We start from the raw sequence: 19,240 nt of genomic DNA on the forward strand, positions 1-19,240 counted from the left end.
AATTAAGAGGTATTCATGTCTGTTCACGAAAATGCAGGTCAACAAGCTACGCCAAAAGATCTAGAAAACATACCGTCTGTTGTTAGTCAGTATTACCTTAATCAACCTGATGTTAATCACGTTGAGCAACGTGTTAGTTTTGGTACATCTGGGCATAGAGGCACCTCTGTAAAACATAGCTTTAATGAGCATCATATTATAGCTATTTGCCAAGCCGTTGCTGAATACCGACAGCAGCAGGGAATTGATGGGCCACTGTTTTTGGGTAAAGATACTCACGCATTATCTGAACCTGCATTTGCTACTGCATTATCGGTATTAATTGCTAATAACGTGCCGGTAATAGTGCAGCAAGACTTTGGCTTTACTCCTACTCCGGTAATTTCAAGGTTAATCATCGTTCATAACCGTGAACACCACACTCAAGCCGATGGTCTTATCATTACACCTTCTCATAACCCCCCCGCAGATGGTGGTATAAAATATAACCCTCCTCATGGAGGCCCTGCGGAAGGAAATATTACCCAACGCATTGAAAAGCGCGCGAACGACATTATTCAACGAGGTTTGTTAGATGCAAAGCAAGCAAGTTATCAACATGCATTGCAATCGCCGTTATTAACCAAGCAAGACTTTATTACTTTCTATGTAAATGAATTATCAAAAGTTATTGACTTTAAGGCAATACAACAAGCTGGAGTAACCATTGGTGCTGATCCGATGGGAGGATCTGGTATTGATTATTGGCCTGCTATTGCTGAACGTTATCAACTAGCATTAACGGTGGTAAACGATAAAGTAGACGCTAGCTTTGCTTTCATGACCCTTGATAAAGATGGAAAAATTCGCATGGATTGTTCATCACCCTATGCGATGGCTAGCTTGATTGATTTAAAAGATCGTTTTGATATTGCTGTAGGAAATGATGCTGATTTCGATCGCCACGGCATTGTGACAAAAACAGATGGGTTAATGAATCCTAACCATTATCTCGCGGTTGCTATTCATTATTTAATGACGCATCGACAATGGTCAGATACTTGTAAAATTGGTAAAACATTAGTGTCTAGCTCGATTATTGATCGTGTGGCCAAATCATTAAACAAACCGTTGGCAGAAGTGCCTGTTGGTTTCAAATGGTTCGTAGAAGGGCTTCATTCTGGAGACTATGCTTTTGGTGGTGAAGAAAGTGCTGGTGCTTCGTTTTTAGCACTTGATGGTAGTTGTTGGACAACCGATAAAGATGGTTTCATCATGGCGCTGCTTGCAGCAGAAATATTAGCCGTAACAGGAAAAAACCCTCAACAGTACTATAATGAGCTAGCCGAAGCATTAGGTGAGCCTTGCTATAAGCGCAATGAAGCCGTTGCAACATTACAACAAAAACATATTTTCACATCAATTGATGCAAATGACATAAACGAGCAGACCTTAGCGGGCGAGCCTATCATTGAGACAATGACACATGCCCCGGCAAATGGTGCGCCTATTGGTGGTATTAAGGTTACCACTGAGAATGGTTGGTTTGCAGCTAGACCGTCAGGTACGGAAGATATTTATAAAATATACGCTGAAAGTTTTATTAATGAAGCGCATTTAGATCGTATAATTGAGGATGCCCAATTGATTGTTAAGAAAATGTTTACAAAAAATGCATCATAATGGTGCGAAATAACGTACAATTTGATTAAAATTTAACAAGGATTAAGATGCAAGGAGTGCATTTAACAACAATAACAAGTTCATTTTAAGAGAGATTATGCCTCATCGTCAGTACATACATCGACCGACAGTGATAAAAGATTTATTAGTGATAGCAGTGGTAAACTTAGCGTTTCTGATTGTTTTCATGCAAATAGACTTTTTTGAAGGCATCTATCAATTTGTAATGAGACATGAAAACTATGAACTTGACGAGTTAATTCCACTAACGTTCACGCTAGCGTTTAGCTGGCTTATTTTCAGTTACCGCCGGATACGAGAGCTAGGTATTATGGCTCATACGTTAGAGCAAATATCATTAATAGATCCGCTAACCGGTTTACCCAATAGACGTTCAGGACAATTAAGCTTAATTTCTTGGTGTGAGTTAGCCAATAAACACGAACAACCATTTGCAGTGTTTCAAGTTGATTTAGATGATTTTAAAAAAGTAAATGACTTATATGGACAATTAGTCGGTGATGAAGTGCTAAAGCAAGTCACAAGAAAGCTTAATGCAGCTATTCCTAAGCAAGCATTATTATGTCGCTGGTTAGATGATAACTTTATTGTAATAGCGCCGATTACATCAAAGTCTCCCCCGTATCAATTTGCTGAAAAATTACAACAAGCGATTGATGATCCAACCATGGCATCTACTGTTGAGATCACCTGTAGTATAGGGTTTGCTATTTATGAAAAACATCAAATTGTTGAAGATATCCTTCATGATGTAGAAGATGCTCTTTTAGTGGCAAAACATCGTGGTAAAAATGCGATCCACGGTCATAGTTAACTGAAAGTAACGTTGAAAGTTTTCTGCTATGAACACGTTTTTTTATCTGAGTGAATATTATAGTAAAAAAATGACGCTAAATATTTTACAATAACCACTATCATTCACCATAGTAAGAAATTGGTTTGGGTAGTTTACAGCAGCAGTTACAAACAACGGGTGACTTTCTAGCGCTTTCACGCGAGCATCCATGGTCATTACCAGAAACATTTTCCTTTGATGTTACTCATCAAGCAACCACTTCACAATGTACCGTGTCTGTTATTGACACCGGTATTATTTCATTTTCACCAAAAGGTGTAGACACCACGCAAGATATTGTTTTATCTAGTGGTGTTCATGGTAATGAAACAGCACCCATTGAAATTTGTCGCGATATCATTCAAAAGATTATTCTCGGTCAGCTTAATGTTGGTCAGCGGGTTTTATTTATTTTTGGCAATATTGCTTCGATGAATATTGCTGAGCGCTTCGTTGAAGAAAACATGAACAGGCTCTTCTCAGGAGGGCATTCACTAGATCAAGGAAATGGTGCAGGACTCATTAATAAAGAGCGTGAGCGCGCTTTATTGCTTGAAAACACGATCAAACAATTTTTTGAACATGGCGCCACCCTCAATAAATCGCGTGAACGTATGCACTATGACTTACACACAGCAATTCGTGGTGCAAAATATGATAAGTTTGCGGTATACCCGTATTTACATGGCAAACCTAGAAAATCTTCGCAATTACAATTCCTTTTAGCGTGTGGTGTGAATACTGTTTTATTATCAAATTCACCTACAACGACATTCAGTTATTTTTCGTCAAAGCACTTTGGTGCCGATGCCTTTACTATTGAACTTGGTAAGGTTCAGCCATTTGGTAATAACGACATGACACAGTTCAAACAAGTAGCTTCAACGCTAACTAAATTAGTGTCTGGGCAAAACCTTGAGCTCAAAGCATACGATGAAAATGACTTTCATATATTTACCGTTGCACAGGTGATAAATCGTCAGCATGAAGCGTTTGAATTAACGTTTTCTAGCGATACGGTTAATTTTACTGACTTTCCAAAAGACCACGTTTTAGCAATAGATGGCGGTAACAAAATCAAAACTAAGCATGAAGGTGAAGCAATTATATTCCCAAATGCGAATGTTGCCATTGGTCAGCGAGCGATGCTGACGGTGATCCCTGCCAGTTTGAACGAAAATTAACCATCGAATATATTAACAGGTACATAAGTAATTTATTGTTTTTATAGATTTTAAAATATTTCTGTAAACATTAATGTTCACTTACAAACAAGATGAAGTGTGGTGTACTTTTGAAACTTGCATTACAGTTAACGTAAAGGTAAAGTTTGCGCAGGTAAAAAACATAAATGATAACGCACCTAAAACGAAAGTCTCATTTATGCAATCTCGCACTATACTTGATTGCATACAGGTTTTTGATATTCCCTTTAACATTGGGTAAAACATAAGAGAAGGCTATGAATACTGACATTTACAAAGAAGGCCCTGTTGTACACAACGCGGCTTTTATTGATGGTCATTCAGTTGAAATCCCCATCCTCAAAATATTACAACAAGATGGTACTGTATACCAAGGCGCTGAACTTCCAAACATTGATGAAGAGCACGCGGTAAAAATTTATAAAGCACTGGCTTTTCACCGAGCATTAGACGAACGCATGATTGGTGCACAACGCCAAGGTCGTATAAGTTTCTATATGGCTGCATTAGGTGAAGAAGCTGCTAGCATAGGTGGTGCAGCAGGATTAGAAGTACAAGATATGATCATGGCACAATACCGTGAGCAAGGTGCTTTAATTTATCGAGGTTTTAGTTTAGAAAACTTTATGAATCAAATGTTTTCTAATGAAAAAGATCTGGGTAAAGGCAGACAAATGCCAATTCATTATGGTTCGAATGAACTAAACTACATGACAATTTCTTCTCCTTTAGGGACACAAATACCACAAGCCGCCGGTTATGCTTATGGTCAAAAACTTCAAGGAAAAGACGCAGTAACACTTTGTTATTTTGGTGAAGGTGCCGCTTCAGAAGGTGATTTTCATGCAGGACTAAACATGGCAGCAGTGCATAATGCACCTGTTATTTTCTTCTGTCGTAACAATGGTTATGCTATTTCAACCCCTTCTGATGAACAATATGTCGGTAACGGTATTGCTTCACGTGGTGTCGGTTACGGCATGAAAACCATTCGTATTGATGGCAATGATATTTTAGCGGTGCTTAAAGCAGTACAATTAGCTCGCGCTTATGCCATTGAAGAAAGTAAACCTGTGATGATTGAGGCGATGTCTTATCGATTAGGGGCTCACTCCACATCAGACGATCCTTCTGGTTACCGTACGAAAGAAGAAGAAGAAAAATGGCATGCTCATGATCCACTTTCCCGTATGAAATCATGGATGTTAGCGCAAAACTGGTGGGATGAAGCCCAAGAAACGGCATTGTTTGACCAGCTGCGTGAAGATATTTTAGCTGCAGTTAAAGTGGCTGAAAAAATCGCGAAACCACCAGTAGAAGATTTGGTTTCTGATGTGTATGACCAAGTGCCTGAACATTTACAGAAACAGTTGGCATCACTTAAAGCACATATCAAAAAATATCCTGAAGCGTACCCGCTTACTGCAGGGAGAATCAAATAATGGCACAAATGAATTTATTACAGGCAATTAACAATGCCTTAGATATTGCCATGGCAGAAAACGAAAGTGCCCTGTGTTTCGGCGAAGATGTAGGTCATTTTGGTGGTGTATTTAGAGCGACAAGTGGTTTACAGGAAAAGTATGGTAAAGCGCGTTGTTTTAATACACCACTGGTTGAGCAAGGTATTATTGGCTTTGCTAACGGTCTAGCAGCACAAGGCAGTACGCCAATAGCAGAAATTCAATTTGCGGATTATATTTTCCCAGCATTTGATCAAATTGTTAACGAATCTGCAAAATTTAGATACCGTAGTGGTAATGAGTTCAATGTAGGTAACCTCACCATTCGTACACCATACGGCGGTGGTATTGCTGGCGGTTTATACCACAGCCAATCACCTGAAGCATATTTTGCTCATACGCCAGGTTTAAAAATTGTTGTACCGCGTAATCCTTATCAAGCGAAAGGGCTTTTACTTGCTTCAATTCGTGATGATAATCCGGTTATTTTCTTTGAACCTAAACGCTTATATCGTGCGTCAGTGGGTGAAGTACCCGAAGAAGATTATCAATTACCCATTGGTAAAGCAGAAGTCACTGAGCAGGGTAAAGATATTACTTTGCTAGCGTGGGGCGCTCAAATGGAAATTATCGAGAAAGCAGCGGAAATGGCTAAAAAAGATGGTGTTTCATGTGAGCTTATTGACTTACGCACTATTTTACCTTGGGATGTAGAAACGGTTGCAAATTCAGTATTAAAAACTGGCCGATTACTTATTTCACAAGAAGCTCCGTTAACGGCGGGTTTTGCTAGTGAAATAGCAGCAACGATTCAACAAGAATGTTTCTTACATTTAGAATCTCCTATTGAACGAGTGTGTGGTATTGATACACCATATCCGCTTTCTCTTGAAAAAGAACATGCCGCTGATCACTTAAAAGTGTATGAAGCGATCAAACGCAGCATTAATTACTAGGGTTTAAAACATGAGCATTGATTTTATTTTACCGGACATTGGAGAAGGTATCGTTGAATGTGAACTGGTTGAGTGGCTAGTAAAAGAGGGTGATCACATCAAAGAAGATCAACCTGTTGCCGACGTTATGACCGACAAAGCGCTTGTTCAAATACCAGCAATGCATTCAGGCATCGTTGATAAGCTTTATTACGCTAAAGGTGAAATTGCAAAAGTGCATGCGCCTTTATTCGCCATGACTCCAGAAGGTGACGCAACGTCACAAGTGGAAGCTAAACCAGAATCTAGTGAAAAAAGCAATAAACCAGCGGCCGATCCTGCTTCTGGTACTATTGTTGAAGATTTTATCTTACCTGATATTGGTGAAGGTATTGTTGAGTGTGAGGTCGTTGAATGGTTAGTTGCAGAAGGCGATAGTATTGAAGAAGATCAGCCAGTAGCGGATGTAATGACTGATAAAGCCTTAGTTCAAATACCCGCAATGCATTCTGGCACAGTGGTAAAACTCTATTACGCGAAAGGCGAAATTGCAAAAGTGCATGCACCGCTATTTTCACTTGAACGCGCATTAACTGAGCCGCAAGACTCAACTGCCGCCGTGTTACCTGAAAATGAAAAGTTACCGGTACCTCCCGCGACAGCTTCAACACCCGCTGACGTATCAAAACCCGTAACCACTGCAAACAAAGTCGTTAATAAAAAGGCGGTTGCGAGCCCTGCGGTTCGTCGTGTTGCTCGTGAACTCGGTGTAAACATTCACGAAATACCCGGCAGTGGCAAGAAAGGCAGAGTTTATAAAGATGATGTACATGCGTTTAAGGACGCACCAGCAACTGAACAACACGATAAACCAACATCAACTGCCACAGGCGGTACACGTGTTGAAGCGATCAGAGGCGTAAAAGCAGCAATGGCTAAAGCGATGGTTGCGTCAGTATCAACGATTCCTCATTTTACTTATTGTGAAGAAATAGACATGACGAACTTGATCAAGCTTCGTGGTGATCTAAAAGAAGTCTATGCTAAACAAGACATTAAGTTAACCATGATGCCATTTTTCATGAAAGCAATGTCATTAGCATTGAAAGAGTTTCCAGTGATAAATTCACAGCCTAACGAAGACTGCACAGAACTTACCTATTTTGATGATCATAATATTGGTATGGCCGTTGATTCTAAAGTTGGTTTATTGGTACCAAATGTTAAACAGGTGCAAACAAAATCTATTATTGATTTAGCGAAAGATATTACTCGTTTAACCAATGATGCGCGTTCAGGGCGCGTTGCAGCAGCTGATTTGAAAGGAGGCACAATCTCAATTTCAAACATCGGTGCTATTGGTGGCACGGTAGCTACGCCAATTATTAATAAGCCAGAATCTGCGATTGTTGCACTTGGTAAGTTACAAACGTTACCGCGTTTTAATCAACAAGGCGACGTTGAAGCACGCTCTATCATGCAAGTAAGTTGGTCTGGCGATCATCGTGTCATTGATGGTGGCACTATTGCGCGTTTTAGTAACTTGTGGAAGTCATTCTTAGAAGAGCCTAGCAATATGCTTGTTCACATGAGCTAAGATGATTATTGCTCATTCAGCTTAAAAAGTGAAACTTAAAAAACGGCTCTTACAAGGGCCGTTTTTTTGTGGCTAAAAAAAATGGCCCCTTCAATATGAAGGAGCCATTTGTTAGCGTTAATCCTTGTTCAGCATAGTTCTTTATAAATCAATGCTAGTTAAGTGGGGCTTAACCAATAAACTGACGAGCATTACGGAACATTCTTACCCAAGGTGAATCTTCATGCCACTCATCAGGATGCCATGAATTGGCAACTGTACGGAATACTCGTTCAGGGTGCGGCATCATTATCGTGACACGGCCATCTGTTGTCGTTAATGAAGTAATGCCATCAGGTGAACCATTCGGGTTTGCAGGGTAAGTTTCGGTGATGTCACCATAATTATTGACGAAACGCATGGCAACCGTGCCAGAATCATTAGCAGTACCTATTGCTTCTTCACTGATAAATTCAGCGCGGCCTTCACCGTGTGAAACCGCGATTGGCATGCGTGAACCTTCCATTCCTTTGAAGAAAATTGAAGGGCTTTCTTGTATTTCAACTAATGAAAAACGCGCTTCAAAACGTTCAGATGCATTTTGCACGAAATGAGGCCATGCTTCAGCACCTGGAATAATTTCTTTCAAGTTAGATAACATTTGGCAACCGTTACAAATACCTAAAGAGAATGTATCTTCGCGGTGGAAGAAGGTTTTAAACATCTCACGAGCATTAGCATTAAACAAAATTGATTTCGCCCATCCCTCACCAGCGCCTAGTACGTCACCGTATGAGAAACCGCCACAAGCAACAAGGCCTTTAAAATCCGCCAAATCTACACGGCCAGCAAGTACATCTGACATATGCACGTCAATCGCTTTAAAACCTGCACGATCAAATACTGCAGCCATTTCAACGTGTGAGTTAACACCTTGCTCACGTAAAATAGCCACTTTAGGGTTATTCCCTGTTTGTGCATCTTTTGCGATTAAATCAGCAACGATATCGTCGTTAATATCATAAGATAATGACACGTTTAAACCTGGATCTTCCGTATCGAATTTAACGTCGAATTCTTGTTGAGCACACTCAGGGTTATCACGCATTGCTTGCATTCTAAGTGTTGTTTCTGCCCAAACCGTACGGAAATAAGTACGGCTATTTTCTAATACTGTCTCACCATTTCGGGTAAATCGAATGGTGTCATCATTATTGATACCACCGATATCTGTGCAAAGCGCAGCAATGCCATGTTGTTCAAACACTTGGTTTACATCATCAACATCTTGATCCCGAACTTGGATAACGGCGCCTAATTCTTCGCTGAATAATATACTTAAATCATCACCAGAAAATGCGGTTAAATCAATGTCTACCCCGGTATGGCCAGCGAAGGCCATTTCAACGACAGAAGTAAATAACCCACCATCACTTCTATCATGATAAGCCAGTAGTTTTTCGTCTGCGACAAGCGATTGAATAGCATTGAAGAAACCTTTTAATGTTTCTGGGCTGTCGACATCGGGTGTTTCAGTGCCTAATTGTTTGTAGACTTGTGCTAAGCACGAACCACCTAAACGGTTTTTACCGTTGGATAGGTCAATGGCGATCAAGCGGCTTTCGCCTTTATCAATGCGTAATTGAGGTGTGACGGTTTTACGTACATCTTCAACACGACCAAATGCAGTGATCACTAACGAAAGTGGAGAGGTTACCGCTTTTTCTTCGCCGTTCTCTTGCCATTTAGTTTTCATTGACATGGAGTCTTTACCAACAGGAATGGTTAAGCCGAGTGCCGGACAAAGTTCTTCACCAACGGCTTTAACCGCTTCATATAGACCAGCGTCTTCACCGGGGTGTCCAGCTGCAGCCATCCAGTTTGCAGAAAGTTTAATTCGATTTAAATCGCCAATATCTGCGGAGGCAATATTAGTAAGAGATTCAGCGACGGCTAATCGTGCAGAAGCACCATAATTGAGTAGGGCAACCGGTGTTCGTTCACCCATTGACATTGCTTCGCCGTGATAAGAATCAAGAGCAGCAGTTGTAACGGCACAATCTGCAACCGGAACTTGCCAAGGGCCAACCATTTGATCGCGGGCAACCATACCAGTAACACTGCGATCACCAATAGTGATCAAAAAGGTTTTTTCAGCAATAGTTGGTAAACGTAAAATGCGATCAGCAGCATCAGCAACAGATACATTGGTTAAGTTTAATGCCGCACCTGTTTTGGTTTTGCTTTGCACGTCGCGGTGCATTTTAGGGGGTTTACCTAGTAAAAGATCTAATGATAAATCAATCGGTTTATTTAACTGTTCATCGTCTGCAAAATGTTCATCAGTTAATGTTAAATGCTCTTCTTCGGTTGCTTTACCTACAACAGCAAATGGTGCTCGCTCACGTTGACAAATAGCTTCAAACTGGGCTAGTTTTTCATCTGAAACTGCTAATACATAACGCTCTTGAGATTCATTACACCAGATCTCTAAGGGTGACATGCTACGCTCGTCGTTAGGTACGTTGCGTAATTCAAAGTTGCCACCGCGTCCACCATCAGCTACAAGCTCTGGGAAGGCGTTAGATAAACCGCCAGCACCAACATCATGAATAAATAAAATAGGGTTTTCGTCACCTAATTGCCAACAGCGGTCGATTACTTCCTGACAACGACGTTCCATCTCTGGGTTTTCACGCTGCACAGAAGCAAAGTCAAGGTTTTCAGCAGATTGACCTGATGCCATTGACGAAGCAGCGCCACCGCCTAAACCAATGTTCATTGCTGGGCCGCCTAAAGCAATGAGGTTTGCGCCAACATTAATTTGACCTTTTTGTACATGCTCATCACGTATATTACCTAAGCCACCGGCAAGCATTATTGGTTTATGGTAACCACGTACTTCTTTACCGTTGAATGAATCTACTTGTTCTTCATAAGTGCGGAAATAACCAAGAATATTAGGACGACCAAATTCGTTGTTAAATGCTGCGCCACCTAATGGACCTTCAACCATAATGTCTAAGGCAGATACTATACGTTCTGGCTTACCAAAGTCTGTTTCCCAAGGCTGCTCAAAGTTAGGAATGCGTAAGTTAGATACGGTAAATCCTACTAAACCTGCTTTAGGTTTAGAACCAATGCCTGTTGCGCCTTCGTCACGAATTTCACCGCCTGAGCCGGTAGCTGCACCTGGGTAAGGTGAAATAGCTGTAGGGTGATTATGGGTTTCAACCTTCATTAAAATTTGAATATCTTCGTGGTTGTAACCATATTCTTTTGATTCAGGGTGCGGGAAGAAACGTCCACCTTCAGAGCCAACCATCACTGCAGCGTTATCTTTATATGCGCTTAATACGTAATCTGGATTAGTTTCGTAGGTGTTTTTAATCATTTTAAATAATGATTTTGGCTGCTCTTGGCCGTCGATTGTCCAGTCAGCATTAAATATTTTGTGACGACAATGTTCTGAGTTTGCTTGAGCAAACATATAAAGTTCGATGTCGTTAGGGTTACGACCAAGCTTGATGAAATTTTCAACTAAGTAATCAATTTCGTCGTCAGCAAGTGCTAAACCTAATTCGATATTTGCGTTTGCGAGTGCTTCACGACCGCCGGATAACACATCAACTGCGTTTAATTTACTGGGTTCTGCAGTGGCAAAAAGTGTTTGTGCTTGTTGTGCGTCACTAAAAATCACTTCCATCATGCGGTCATGAATCAAACCGTTTAATTGTTGCTCTTGTTGTGCACTTAGCGCTGAACTTTGAACATAATAAGCAAGGCCTCTTTCAAGGCGAACGACTTTATCTAACCCACAGTTATGGGCAATATCAGTAGATTTTGATGACCAAGGTGAAATAGTACCAGGGCGAGGAGTAACCAATAGTAGCTTACCTACTGGTTCATGTTCTTCAATGCTAGGACCGTACGTTAGCAGCTTTGCTAATACGTGTGTTTCTTGTTCGTTAAGCTCAGCAGTTAAGTGTGCAAAATGCGTATACTCTGCATAAATATCTGTGACAGGAAGGCTAAGTTCAGCACACTGATCAAGTAATTTCTTGATACGAAAATCAGATAAGGCTGGAGCGCCACGAAGGGTTTGAATCAACATCGCCATATTATGTATTCACCAAGGTTGGATTTATTGGAATAAAAATCGCGCGTATTATAGTGTAAAAGCAGGGCAATAGTAAAAAAAATTCCATGCTTGTTTTCCGGAAATGAAAAAAAAGACTTTGATAAACAATAAAAGCACGCCACAATGGAATGATGAACGTTGTACACTTTAAATATTTTCGCAATATATTCCTTGTTTGGTTGTTATGTCTACCGTTTATTTTTACGTTGAGCGGTTGTCAAAAAAAGTCTGAACAATCAGGGCTGGTGAACGTTGCCAAACAAGGTTATATCACTGTTGGTACCCTTTATGGATTAACGAGTTATTATATCGGCCCAGAAGGTGAAACAGGCTTTGAATATGAATTAGCAAAAAAATATGCTGATTATCTAGGAGTGGAATTAAAAATAGTTGCTAGTTATAGCTTAGCAGAGCTTTTTGCTTTGCTTGATAGCGGCGAGGTTGATTTTTTAGCAGCAGGGTTAACCATTACAGATAAACGGCTACAGCGTTATAATTTTGCACCTAGCTATAATCGTATTAGTCAAAAACTTGTTTTTAAACAAGGGAATAAGCGCCCTAGGAAATTAGAAGATTTAACAGGTAAGTTGATAGTTACCGCTAACTCAAGCCATGTTGAAAATTTACAAACTATTCAACAAACTTTCCCGACACTTACATGGCAAGAAACTGAAGAATTAGACAGCGAAGAAGTACTGATCCGTATTTTAAATGACGAGTTTGACTATACGATCATCGATAGCCATACGCTTGCCGTTAGCCGCCGATATTACCCTGAAATTAGTATTGGTTTTACCCTCCAGGCGTCAGAGCTGATCGCGTGGCCGGTTCGCAAAGAAGGCGATGATTCAATTTTGGCAAGTATGATTGAATTTTTTGGCGACATTCATCATAACGGTACTTTATTAGCCCTTGATGATAAGTATTTTGGTCATGTAGAACAGTTTAATTATGTAGATACTCGTACTTTTATTAAAGCAGTTGATGCAAAACTACCACAATATCGTCCGCTTTTTGAAAAATATGCACAAGATATCGATTGGCGATTGCTGGCTGCTATCAGCTACCAAGAGTCACATTGGAACCCAAGAGCAAGATCTCATACAGGGGTACGAGGTATGATGATGTTAACGTTACCGACTGCCAAGCAAATGGGAATTAAAAGTAGAATCGATGCCGAGCAAAGTATTCAAGGTGGGGCTAAATATTTTCAACAAATGTTTGATCGCATGCCTGATAGAATACCACATCCAGACAGATTATGGTTTGCCTTAGCATCTTATAATGTTGGACTTGGTCATTTAAATGATGCGAGAGAGATCACGCGTCTGCAAGGGGGAGACCCTGATCGTTGGGTGGATGTTAAACAGCGGTTACCACTATTAAAACAGAAAAAGTATTATAAGTTTACTCGCTATGGTTATGCGCGGGGTGATGAACCCGTGAATTACGTGGAAAACATTCGACGCTATTACGATACCTTAACTTGGATGGATGAGAAACAACAAGAAGCTGAGCAACAGCTGTTGCTTGAGGCGTTAGAGCAACAAGAACTCACCAATGCTAACCCTAATGTATCAGCAACCGAAAAGCACAGCCCTGAACTGCCAAAAGGCGAGTAACAACACTTACGGTTCAGACTAATTTTAATCATAAATAGTCGTGAACGATTAAATGGAGATATTTTCTTACATTAAACAGACAGCATTTCATGAAACTGTCATATATTCTCTTGATAATAATACCTATAGACACCATATATAGAGTATGTTTGTTGAACGTTTTTAAGTGAATCGTGTCTATATTAAGTAGCAACAAGCATCATAATATTAATAGGAGAATATCATATGCAAAAAGCACGAAAAGTGTCGCATTCAACGCAACGAAAACGTTTAATGAATCGGCATAAAGTAAAAGTGAATAACCGTCGTTTGATGCACTTTATACAAGAAAATCAAGACGTAAACTGTACTCATAACGGTAGCATGAATTAAAGCTTGCTACCGTTATTTTTCATCTGTACTTTCATCTTCACCTTTATTCTATTACCCACCTTCTATTACCTTATATAAAGTGTCGAATAAAATTTACATATTATTACATTCTATCTTTTGTTATTTTTAGTCTTTCTTTAACAGCACATTAACAATTTGCTACATTGATTATACTACGATAAAAAAAAGGGAATAATAATGTTAAAAAAATGGTGTAAACCGTCACAAATAGCCATTGCTGCTTCTATTTGTATTACCACACTTTCGCCATCGGCCTTTGCCGATAAAATTAAACAAGTGACTTCGGTAGAAGGGATTTCTGAATACCGCCTAGATAATGGATTACAAGTACTGTTGTTTCCAGATAATACGAAAGAAACTGTCACTGTTAATGTTACTTACCACGTTGGCTCTAAACATGAAAACTATGGTGAGACGGGTATGGCTCATTTGTTAGAGCATCTTGTCTTTAAAGGCACGCCAAAGCACAAAGATATTCCTGCAGAATTAAGTTCTCATGGTGCAAGACCAAATGGCACCACGTGGACCGATCGTACTAACTACTTTGAAACCTTTGCTGCCACAGAAGAGAACATCGACTGGGCATTGAGCATGGAATCAGATCGTATGGTTAATTCGTTCATTGCCAAAAAAGATTTGGACAGTGAAATGACTGTGGTACGTAATGAATTTGAACGTGGTGAAAACAACCCGTTTAGAATTACCTTACAACGTATGTTGGCAGCAGCATATGAATGGCATAATTATGGTAAGTCTACTATTGGCGCTCGAGCAGATTTAGAAAATGTGCCAATTGACCGTTTACAAGCTTTCTACCGTAAATATTATCAACCAGATAACGCCACATTAACTGTCGCAGGTAAGTTTGATGTAGATACGATGTTGGAAAAAATCAACGCAACGTTTGGTAAAATTGCTAAACCAACACGCGTGATTCAACCGTTATATACCCGTGAACCCGCACAAGACGGTGAACGCTATGTGACGGTACGCCGTGTAGGTGATGCACAAATGATTGGTGCTGTTTATCATGTACCAGCAGGGTCGCATCCTGACTTTGCTGCGATTGATGTATTAAATGAAGTACTTTCAGCGCAGGCAACAGGGCGGTTACATAAATCACTTGTTGAGCAGAAACTGGCGAGCAACGCGTTTGGTTTTAATTTTCAGTGGGCTGAGCCAGGAGTTGCCATTTTTATGGCAGAAGTAGATAAAGCAAACGATTTAGCGAAAACTGAAACTGCACTTATTTCAACGTTAGAAGGTATTAGCGATAAACCAATTACCTCAGAAGAAGTTGAACGAGCCAAACGCACCATTTTAAAAAATACCAAATTAGCCTTTAATTCATCAGAGCGTATTGCCATGGAATTAAGTGAATGGCTAGGTATGGGTGATTGGCGTTTACTTTTCTTAAACCGTGATCGTATTGAAAATGTTACAGTTGAAGATGTCAACCGTGTTGCTGCTAGTTATATTACTCGTAACAACCGAACATTAGGTAAGTTTATTCCTGCTGAAAACCCTGAGCGTGTTGACATTCCACATGTTGAAAGTGTATCAGCAATGGTCAAAGACTATAAAGGCCGTAAAGCTGTAGCGCAAGGTGAAGCTTTTGAACCATCTCATGATAATATTGATGCGCGCACTGAAACGAGTAAATTAGACACTGGTGTGCAAATAGCGTTACTGCCTAAGAAAACACGAGGCGAGTCGGTTGTTGTACAAGTTAATTTGCAAATGGGTGACTTACTTTCTTTACAAGGTCTAAATGCTGTTGGTGATGCAACGGGCGCTATGTTAATGCGAGGCACTGAGAATTATACGCGTGAACAGCTTAAAGAAGCGTTTGATAAGTTAGAAGCGCAAGTGAGTGTTGGCGGTGGTGATACATATGCGTATGTTACCGTAAATACGACACGAAAAAACTTAGATGACACGTTAAAACTCGTTGGTGAAGTACTACAAAAGCCAGCGTTTAGTGAAAAAGAGTTCGAGCTGTACAAGAGTGAAACGAAAGTTGGAATCGAGCAGCAATTGCAAGATCCACAGCGTATCGCTTTTAAAGCATATTCTCGTCATCAAAGTCCTTTTCCAAAAGGACACCCAAACTATGTACCGACATTTGAAGAAATGTTAGCGGCATTAGGTGCTGTAACTTTAGAAGATGTTCGTCAGTTCCATAAAGACTTCTACGGTGCATCTAGTATGCAAATTACTGTCGTAGGTGATTTTGATGAAGCTGCGACCACTAAAGTATTAGATGAAATGACGACTAACTGGCAAAGTAGTAAGGATTATGCTCGTATTGATAACCCTTACAAAAAACTATCAAACGAAGCAATGACCTTTGATACTCCAGACAAGGAAAATGCAACCTTTGTCGCATCAATTAGTATTCCTGTTGGACAAAACCACCCTGATGCACCCGCGCTAACCATGGGGAATTATATGTTAGGTGGTGGTTTCTTAAACAGTCGCTTAGCAACCCGCTTGAGACAAAAAGATGGTTTAAGCTATGGTGCTGGCTCATTTATAAATATTAGTGATTTTGATGAGCGAGCGTCACTTGGGGCATACGCTATTTGTGCACCGCAAAACTTAGCAAAAGTGGAAGTAGGCTTTAAAGAAGAAGTTGCGCGTATGCTTAAAGATGGCTTTACCGATGAAGAAGTCGCTGCGGCCAAGTCTGGCATGTTGCAAGGACGTAAAGTGAGTCGTTCTCAAGATCGGGAACTAGCAGGCAAGCTAAATACAAATCTTCGTTTAGATCGCACGATGCAATTTAGTAAAAAATATGAAGCACAAATTGCGAAGTTAACGGCAGAAGATATTAATAACGTGATGCGTAAATACTTATCAGTAGAGGCATTTGCGATTATTAAAGCGGGCGATATGTCGAAAGTTGAAAAATAGACTTACATATCTTTGCTAAAAAGGAAGTGCTTAGGCTCAATGCCAGTCAGTTAAGCTGACTGGCATTTTTCTTTTTATCACAACTGCAGAATGTCACGGTTCTTTAAATTTGTTGTTTATTGTTTAACGCTCAAGTGAAGACTGTTCTTTTAATTTTTGTTTTAACAATTTTTTTTCTTTTCTACGGCGCTTAAAAAAGCTAGAAAGTAAAGCGCTACACTCTGTTGCCATCACGCCTGAGCTAATCTCAATTTGATGATTTAGCTTATCACTATTTGTTAGGTCAAACACCGTTCCTGCACTGCCGGTTTTTTCATCAGCGCAAGCAAAAACTACCCGTTTAATACGGCTATGAACCAATAACCCAGCACACATCGGGCAGGGTTCTAAGGTGACATATAAGGTGCAATCAAGCATCCGATAATTTTCTAGTGTTTTACCCGCTTGTCGAATGGCGATCATTTCTGCATGAGCAGAGGGATCATGTTGCATAATCGATTGATTAAAACCTTCACCAATAATATTACCGTCAGCAACGACAATTGCACCCACAGGTATTTCATCATGTTGTTCAGCTTTTAACGCTAACGCATAGGCTTTAGCCATAAATTCATGGTCAATTTCTGTTTGGCTGTATTGCGTCATGTTACAAAAACTCTTCTAGCAAGCTGTTTAAATACCGGTGGCCGAGCTTTGTCACTTGCCAGTTTCCATTGTGTTGTTGTAAAAGCCCTTTGTCTAAGGCACGATGCATTTTATCAGACACTGTGCTGAAGGCTAATCCCGTCATCTGTTCAAAGTCGGCTTCATTAAACGCTGAAAATAACCGTAATCGATTCATCATGAACTCAAAAGGGCGTTCTTCTTTGGCAACCGTTAATAGTTGATCTAAATGTTCACGGCTGGAATCTAAGTAACCTTTTGGGTGTTTAACTTTTATCGTGCGATGAATTTGTTGTTTAACGGGGTCCGTTATCTTTCCGTGAGCGCCACAACCTATCCCAAGGTAGTCGCCGTATTGCCAATAATTCAGATTATGTTGGCACTCAAAGCCTGGTTTAGCGAAGGCTGAAATCTCATATTGTTGATAGCCAGCATTCGTTAATAGTGCGTTGCCTTTATCTTGGATATCCCAAAGCGTTTCATCTTCTGGCAGTTTAGGTGGTTTTGAGTAAAAAGCTGTGTTCGGTTCAATGGTGAGTTGATACCAAGAAAGATGGGTTGGCGAAATATCGATCGCGGTTTTAATATCATCTAACGCGTTATCAAGTGATTGATTCGGTAAACCATGCATTAAATCTAGGTTGAAGGTATTGATGCCACATTCATGGGCGAGTGTCGCTGCTCGTTTAGCTTGATTACTGTCGTGAATACGCCCTAGCTTAATTAATTTGTCAGAAGCAAAACTTTGAACGCCAATGGATAAACGAGAAACACCACCTTGGTAAAACCCGATAAATTTATCTGCTTCAACCGTGCCAGGGTTTGCTTCTAAGGTGATTTCAATATCGGCACGGTGCTCAAATCGTTGTAATACTTGAGACAGTATTGCTGAAATTGCTTCTGCACTGAATAAACTTGGTGTACCTCCGCCAATAAAAATGGAGTGCAAAGGTCTATCGTAAAGTGCAAAGCGCTTAATATCAGCGTCAAGATCTTTGATCAATTCTGCAACATAAGCTTGTTCTGGAATATCATGTTTTAATGCATGAGAGTTAAAATCGCAATAAGGGCATTTTTCAATACACCAAGGTATATGGATATAAAGGGATAAAGGCGGAGCAGTTAACATCATTGCTGCTTATATCGCTTGTAACTTAGTTGCTAATTGGGCAAGTGCTTTTCCACGATGGCTTATAGTGTTTTTTTCTTCGCGGCTAAGTTGCGCTGAGGTTTTGTGTAATTCTGGTAGCCAAAAAAGCGGATCATAACCAAAGCCTTGCTCGCCTTGTTGTTCAGTTACAATACTACCTTCCCATACGCCATGGCAAATAAGTGGGGTGGGATCTTCCGCATGCGCCATATATACCAAGACACAATGAAATCGAGCACTTCGCTCATTTTCAGCAACGTTTTGTAAGGCATTGAGTAACTTTTGATTGTTATCGCTATCATTAGCGCTTTCGCCAGCATAACGAGCAGAATAAACTCCTGGAGCACCGTTTAAAGCGTCTACTTCTAAACCTGAATCGTCAGCAATCGCAGGCAAACCGGTAATATTTGCAGCATGTCTTGCTTTTATAATCGCATTTTCTACAAATGTTGTGCCTGTTTCGGGCACATCTGGTACATTAAACTCACTTTGTGCTTTTATCACAAAGCCTTTTTCTGCGAGCAAACTGGCAAGCTCTTTTACTTTACCTTGGTTACCGGTAGCTAAAACGATAGTTGTCATCTGTTCAAATACTGCTTAGAAAATAAAGCCGGATCATACCCTAATCTGAAAGAATTAGGGAGACTAAAGACGATAT

General features: G+C 40.2%; 13 protein-coding genes. 9 read left to right on the plus strand and 4 right to left on the minus strand.

Annotated elements, in window-relative coordinates; genetic code table 11:
• The first annotated feature begins 15 nt into the window (after positions 1-15).
• From pgm to QUE72_RS06900, 6 genes are all read left to right on the plus strand, one after another.
• Entirely contained in the window at positions 16-1,662 is a 1,647-nt protein-coding gene (pgm, locus tag QUE72_RS06875) for a phosphoglucomutase (alpha-D-glucose-1,6-bisphosphate-dependent) (protein ID WP_286272358.1), read from the plus strand.
• A gap of 97 nt (positions 1,663-1,759) precedes the next feature.
• Complete coding sequence (locus QUE72_RS06880; protein ID WP_074498406.1) at positions 1,760-2,497, plus strand: GGDEF domain-containing protein; 738 nt, start codon at positions 1,760-1,762, stop codon at positions 2,495-2,497.
• 125 nt (positions 2,498-2,622) lie between these two features.
• Complete coding sequence (gene astE, locus QUE72_RS06885; protein WP_286272361.1) at positions 2,623-3,702, plus strand: succinylglutamate desuccinylase; 1,080 nt, start codon at positions 2,623-2,625, stop codon at positions 3,700-3,702.
• Between the two features lie 278 nt (positions 3,703-3,980).
• The gene (locus tag QUE72_RS06890; RefSeq protein WP_286272362.1) at positions 3,981-5,165 is read left to right on the plus strand and encodes a thiamine pyrophosphate-dependent dehydrogenase E1 component subunit alpha; all 1,185 of its coding nucleotides are present in this window, start codon (positions 3,981-3,983) and stop codon (positions 5,163-5,165) included.
• Entirely contained in the window at positions 5,165-6,142 is a 978-nt protein-coding gene (locus QUE72_RS06895) for an alpha-ketoacid dehydrogenase subunit beta (RefSeq protein WP_074498403.1), read from the plus strand. The genes QUE72_RS06890 and QUE72_RS06895 overlap by 1 nt, the downstream gene beginning before the upstream one ends.
• Before the next feature lie 10 nt (positions 6,143-6,152).
• Positions 6,153-7,718 (plus strand): dihydrolipoyllysine-residue acetyltransferase, encoded by a 1,566-nt coding sequence (locus QUE72_RS06900; protein WP_286272364.1) that lies wholly within the window; start codon positions 6,153-6,155, stop codon positions 7,716-7,718.
• Between the two features lie 169 nt (positions 7,719-7,887).
• Here QUE72_RS06900 and purL read toward each other — a convergent pair whose 3' ends face one another.
• Positions 7,888-11,817: a phosphoribosylformylglycinamidine synthase gene (gene purL / locus QUE72_RS06905; protein WP_407704960.1), complete on the minus strand. Its 3,930-nt coding sequence runs from the start codon at positions 11,815-11,817 to the stop codon at positions 7,888-7,890.
• Positions 11,818-11,966: 149 nt separating this feature from the next.
• Between purL and mltF the strand changes: the two genes are divergently transcribed.
• The 3 genes from mltF to QUE72_RS06920 all read left to right on the plus strand — a co-directional run bounded on the left by mltF (position 11,967) and on the right by QUE72_RS06920 (position 16,769).
• Positions 11,967-13,460 carry a membrane-bound lytic murein transglycosylase MltF gene (gene mltF, locus QUE72_RS06910; RefSeq protein WP_322111098.1) on the plus strand — a complete coding sequence of 498 codons (1,494 nt, stop codon included), beginning with the start codon at positions 11,967-11,969 and terminating at the stop codon, positions 13,458-13,460.
• Positions 13,461-13,685: 225 nt separating this feature from the next.
• Positions 13,686-13,832 (plus strand): hypothetical protein, encoded by a 147-nt coding sequence (locus QUE72_RS06915; RefSeq protein ID WP_175573101.1) that lies wholly within the window; start codon positions 13,686-13,688, stop codon positions 13,830-13,832.
• A gap of 198 nt (positions 13,833-14,030) precedes the next feature.
• Positions 14,031-16,769, plus strand: a complete 2,739-nt coding sequence (locus QUE72_RS06920) for a M16 family metallopeptidase (protein WP_286272366.1) — start codon at positions 14,031-14,033, stop codon at positions 16,767-16,769.
• A gap of 123 nt (positions 16,770-16,892) precedes the next feature.
• Here QUE72_RS06920 and tadA read toward each other — a convergent pair whose 3' ends face one another.
• From tadA to QUE72_RS06935, 3 genes are read right to left on the minus strand one after another with little or no spacing between them, the layout of a single operon-like run.
• The gene (gene tadA, locus QUE72_RS06925) at positions 16,893-17,414 is read right to left on the minus strand and encodes a tRNA adenosine(34) deaminase TadA (protein ID WP_074498400.1); all 522 of its coding nucleotides are present in this window, start codon (positions 17,412-17,414) and stop codon (positions 16,893-16,895) included.
• Position 17,415: 1 nt separating this feature from the next.
• Entirely contained in the window at positions 17,416-18,564 is a 1,149-nt protein-coding gene (hemW, locus tag QUE72_RS06930; protein WP_217693819.1) for a radical SAM family heme chaperone HemW, read from the minus strand.
• 6 nt (positions 18,565-18,570) lie between these two features.
• Positions 18,571-19,164: an XTP/dITP diphosphatase gene (locus QUE72_RS06935; protein ID WP_074498398.1), complete on the minus strand. Its 594-nt coding sequence runs from the start codon at positions 19,162-19,164 to the stop codon at positions 18,571-18,573.
• Positions 19,165-19,240 lie beyond the last annotated feature (76 nt).

This window comes from Thalassotalea hakodatensis, from assembly GCF_030295995.1.
In the GTDB taxonomy this organism is placed as follows: Bacteria; Pseudomonadota; Gammaproteobacteria; order Enterobacterales; family Alteromonadaceae; genus Thalassotalea_C; species Thalassotalea_C hakodatensis.

Bases quoted from the DNA above. Each gene is read 5' to 3' on its own strand.
- QUE72_RS06915 (WP_175573101.1), top strand. From the start codon at position 13,686: ATGCAAAAAGCACGAAAAGTGTCGCATTCAACGCAACGAAAACGTTTA.
- QUE72_RS06900 (WP_286272364.1), top strand. From the start codon at position 6,153: ATGAGCATTGATTTTATTTTACCGGACATTGGAGAAGGTATCGTTGAA.
- QUE72_RS06890 (WP_286272362.1), top strand. From the start codon at position 3,981: ATGAATACTGACATTTACAAAGAAGGCCCTGTTGTACACAACGCGGCT.
- QUE72_RS06920 (WP_286272366.1), top strand. From the start codon at position 14,031: ATGTTAAAAAAATGGTGTAAACCGTCACAAATAGCCATTGCTGCTTCT.
- QUE72_RS06895 (WP_074498403.1), top strand. From the start codon at position 5,165: ATGGCACAAATGAATTTATTACAGGCAATTAACAATGCCTTAGATATT.
- mltF (WP_322111098.1), top strand. From the start codon at position 11,967: ATGATGAACGTTGTACACTTTAAATATTTTCGCAATATATTCCTTGTT.
- purL (WP_407704960.1), bottom strand. From the start codon at position 11,817: ATGGCGATGTTGATTCAAACCCTTCGTGGCGCTCCAGCCTTATCTGAT.
- pgm (WP_286272358.1), top strand. From the start codon at position 16: ATGTCTGTTCACGAAAATGCAGGTCAACAAGCTACGCCAAAAGATCTA.
- QUE72_RS06935 (WP_074498398.1), bottom strand. From the start codon at position 19,164: ATGACAACTATCGTTTTAGCTACCGGTAACCAAGGTAAAGTAAAAGAG.
- hemW (WP_217693819.1), bottom strand. From the start codon at position 18,564: ATGATGTTAACTGCTCCGCCTTTATCCCTTTATATCCATATACCTTGG.
- tadA (WP_074498400.1), bottom strand. From the start codon at position 17,414: ATGACGCAATACAGCCAAACAGAAATTGACCATGAATTTATGGCTAAA.
- QUE72_RS06880 (WP_074498406.1), top strand. From the start codon at position 1,760: ATGCCTCATCGTCAGTACATACATCGACCGACAGTGATAAAAGATTTA.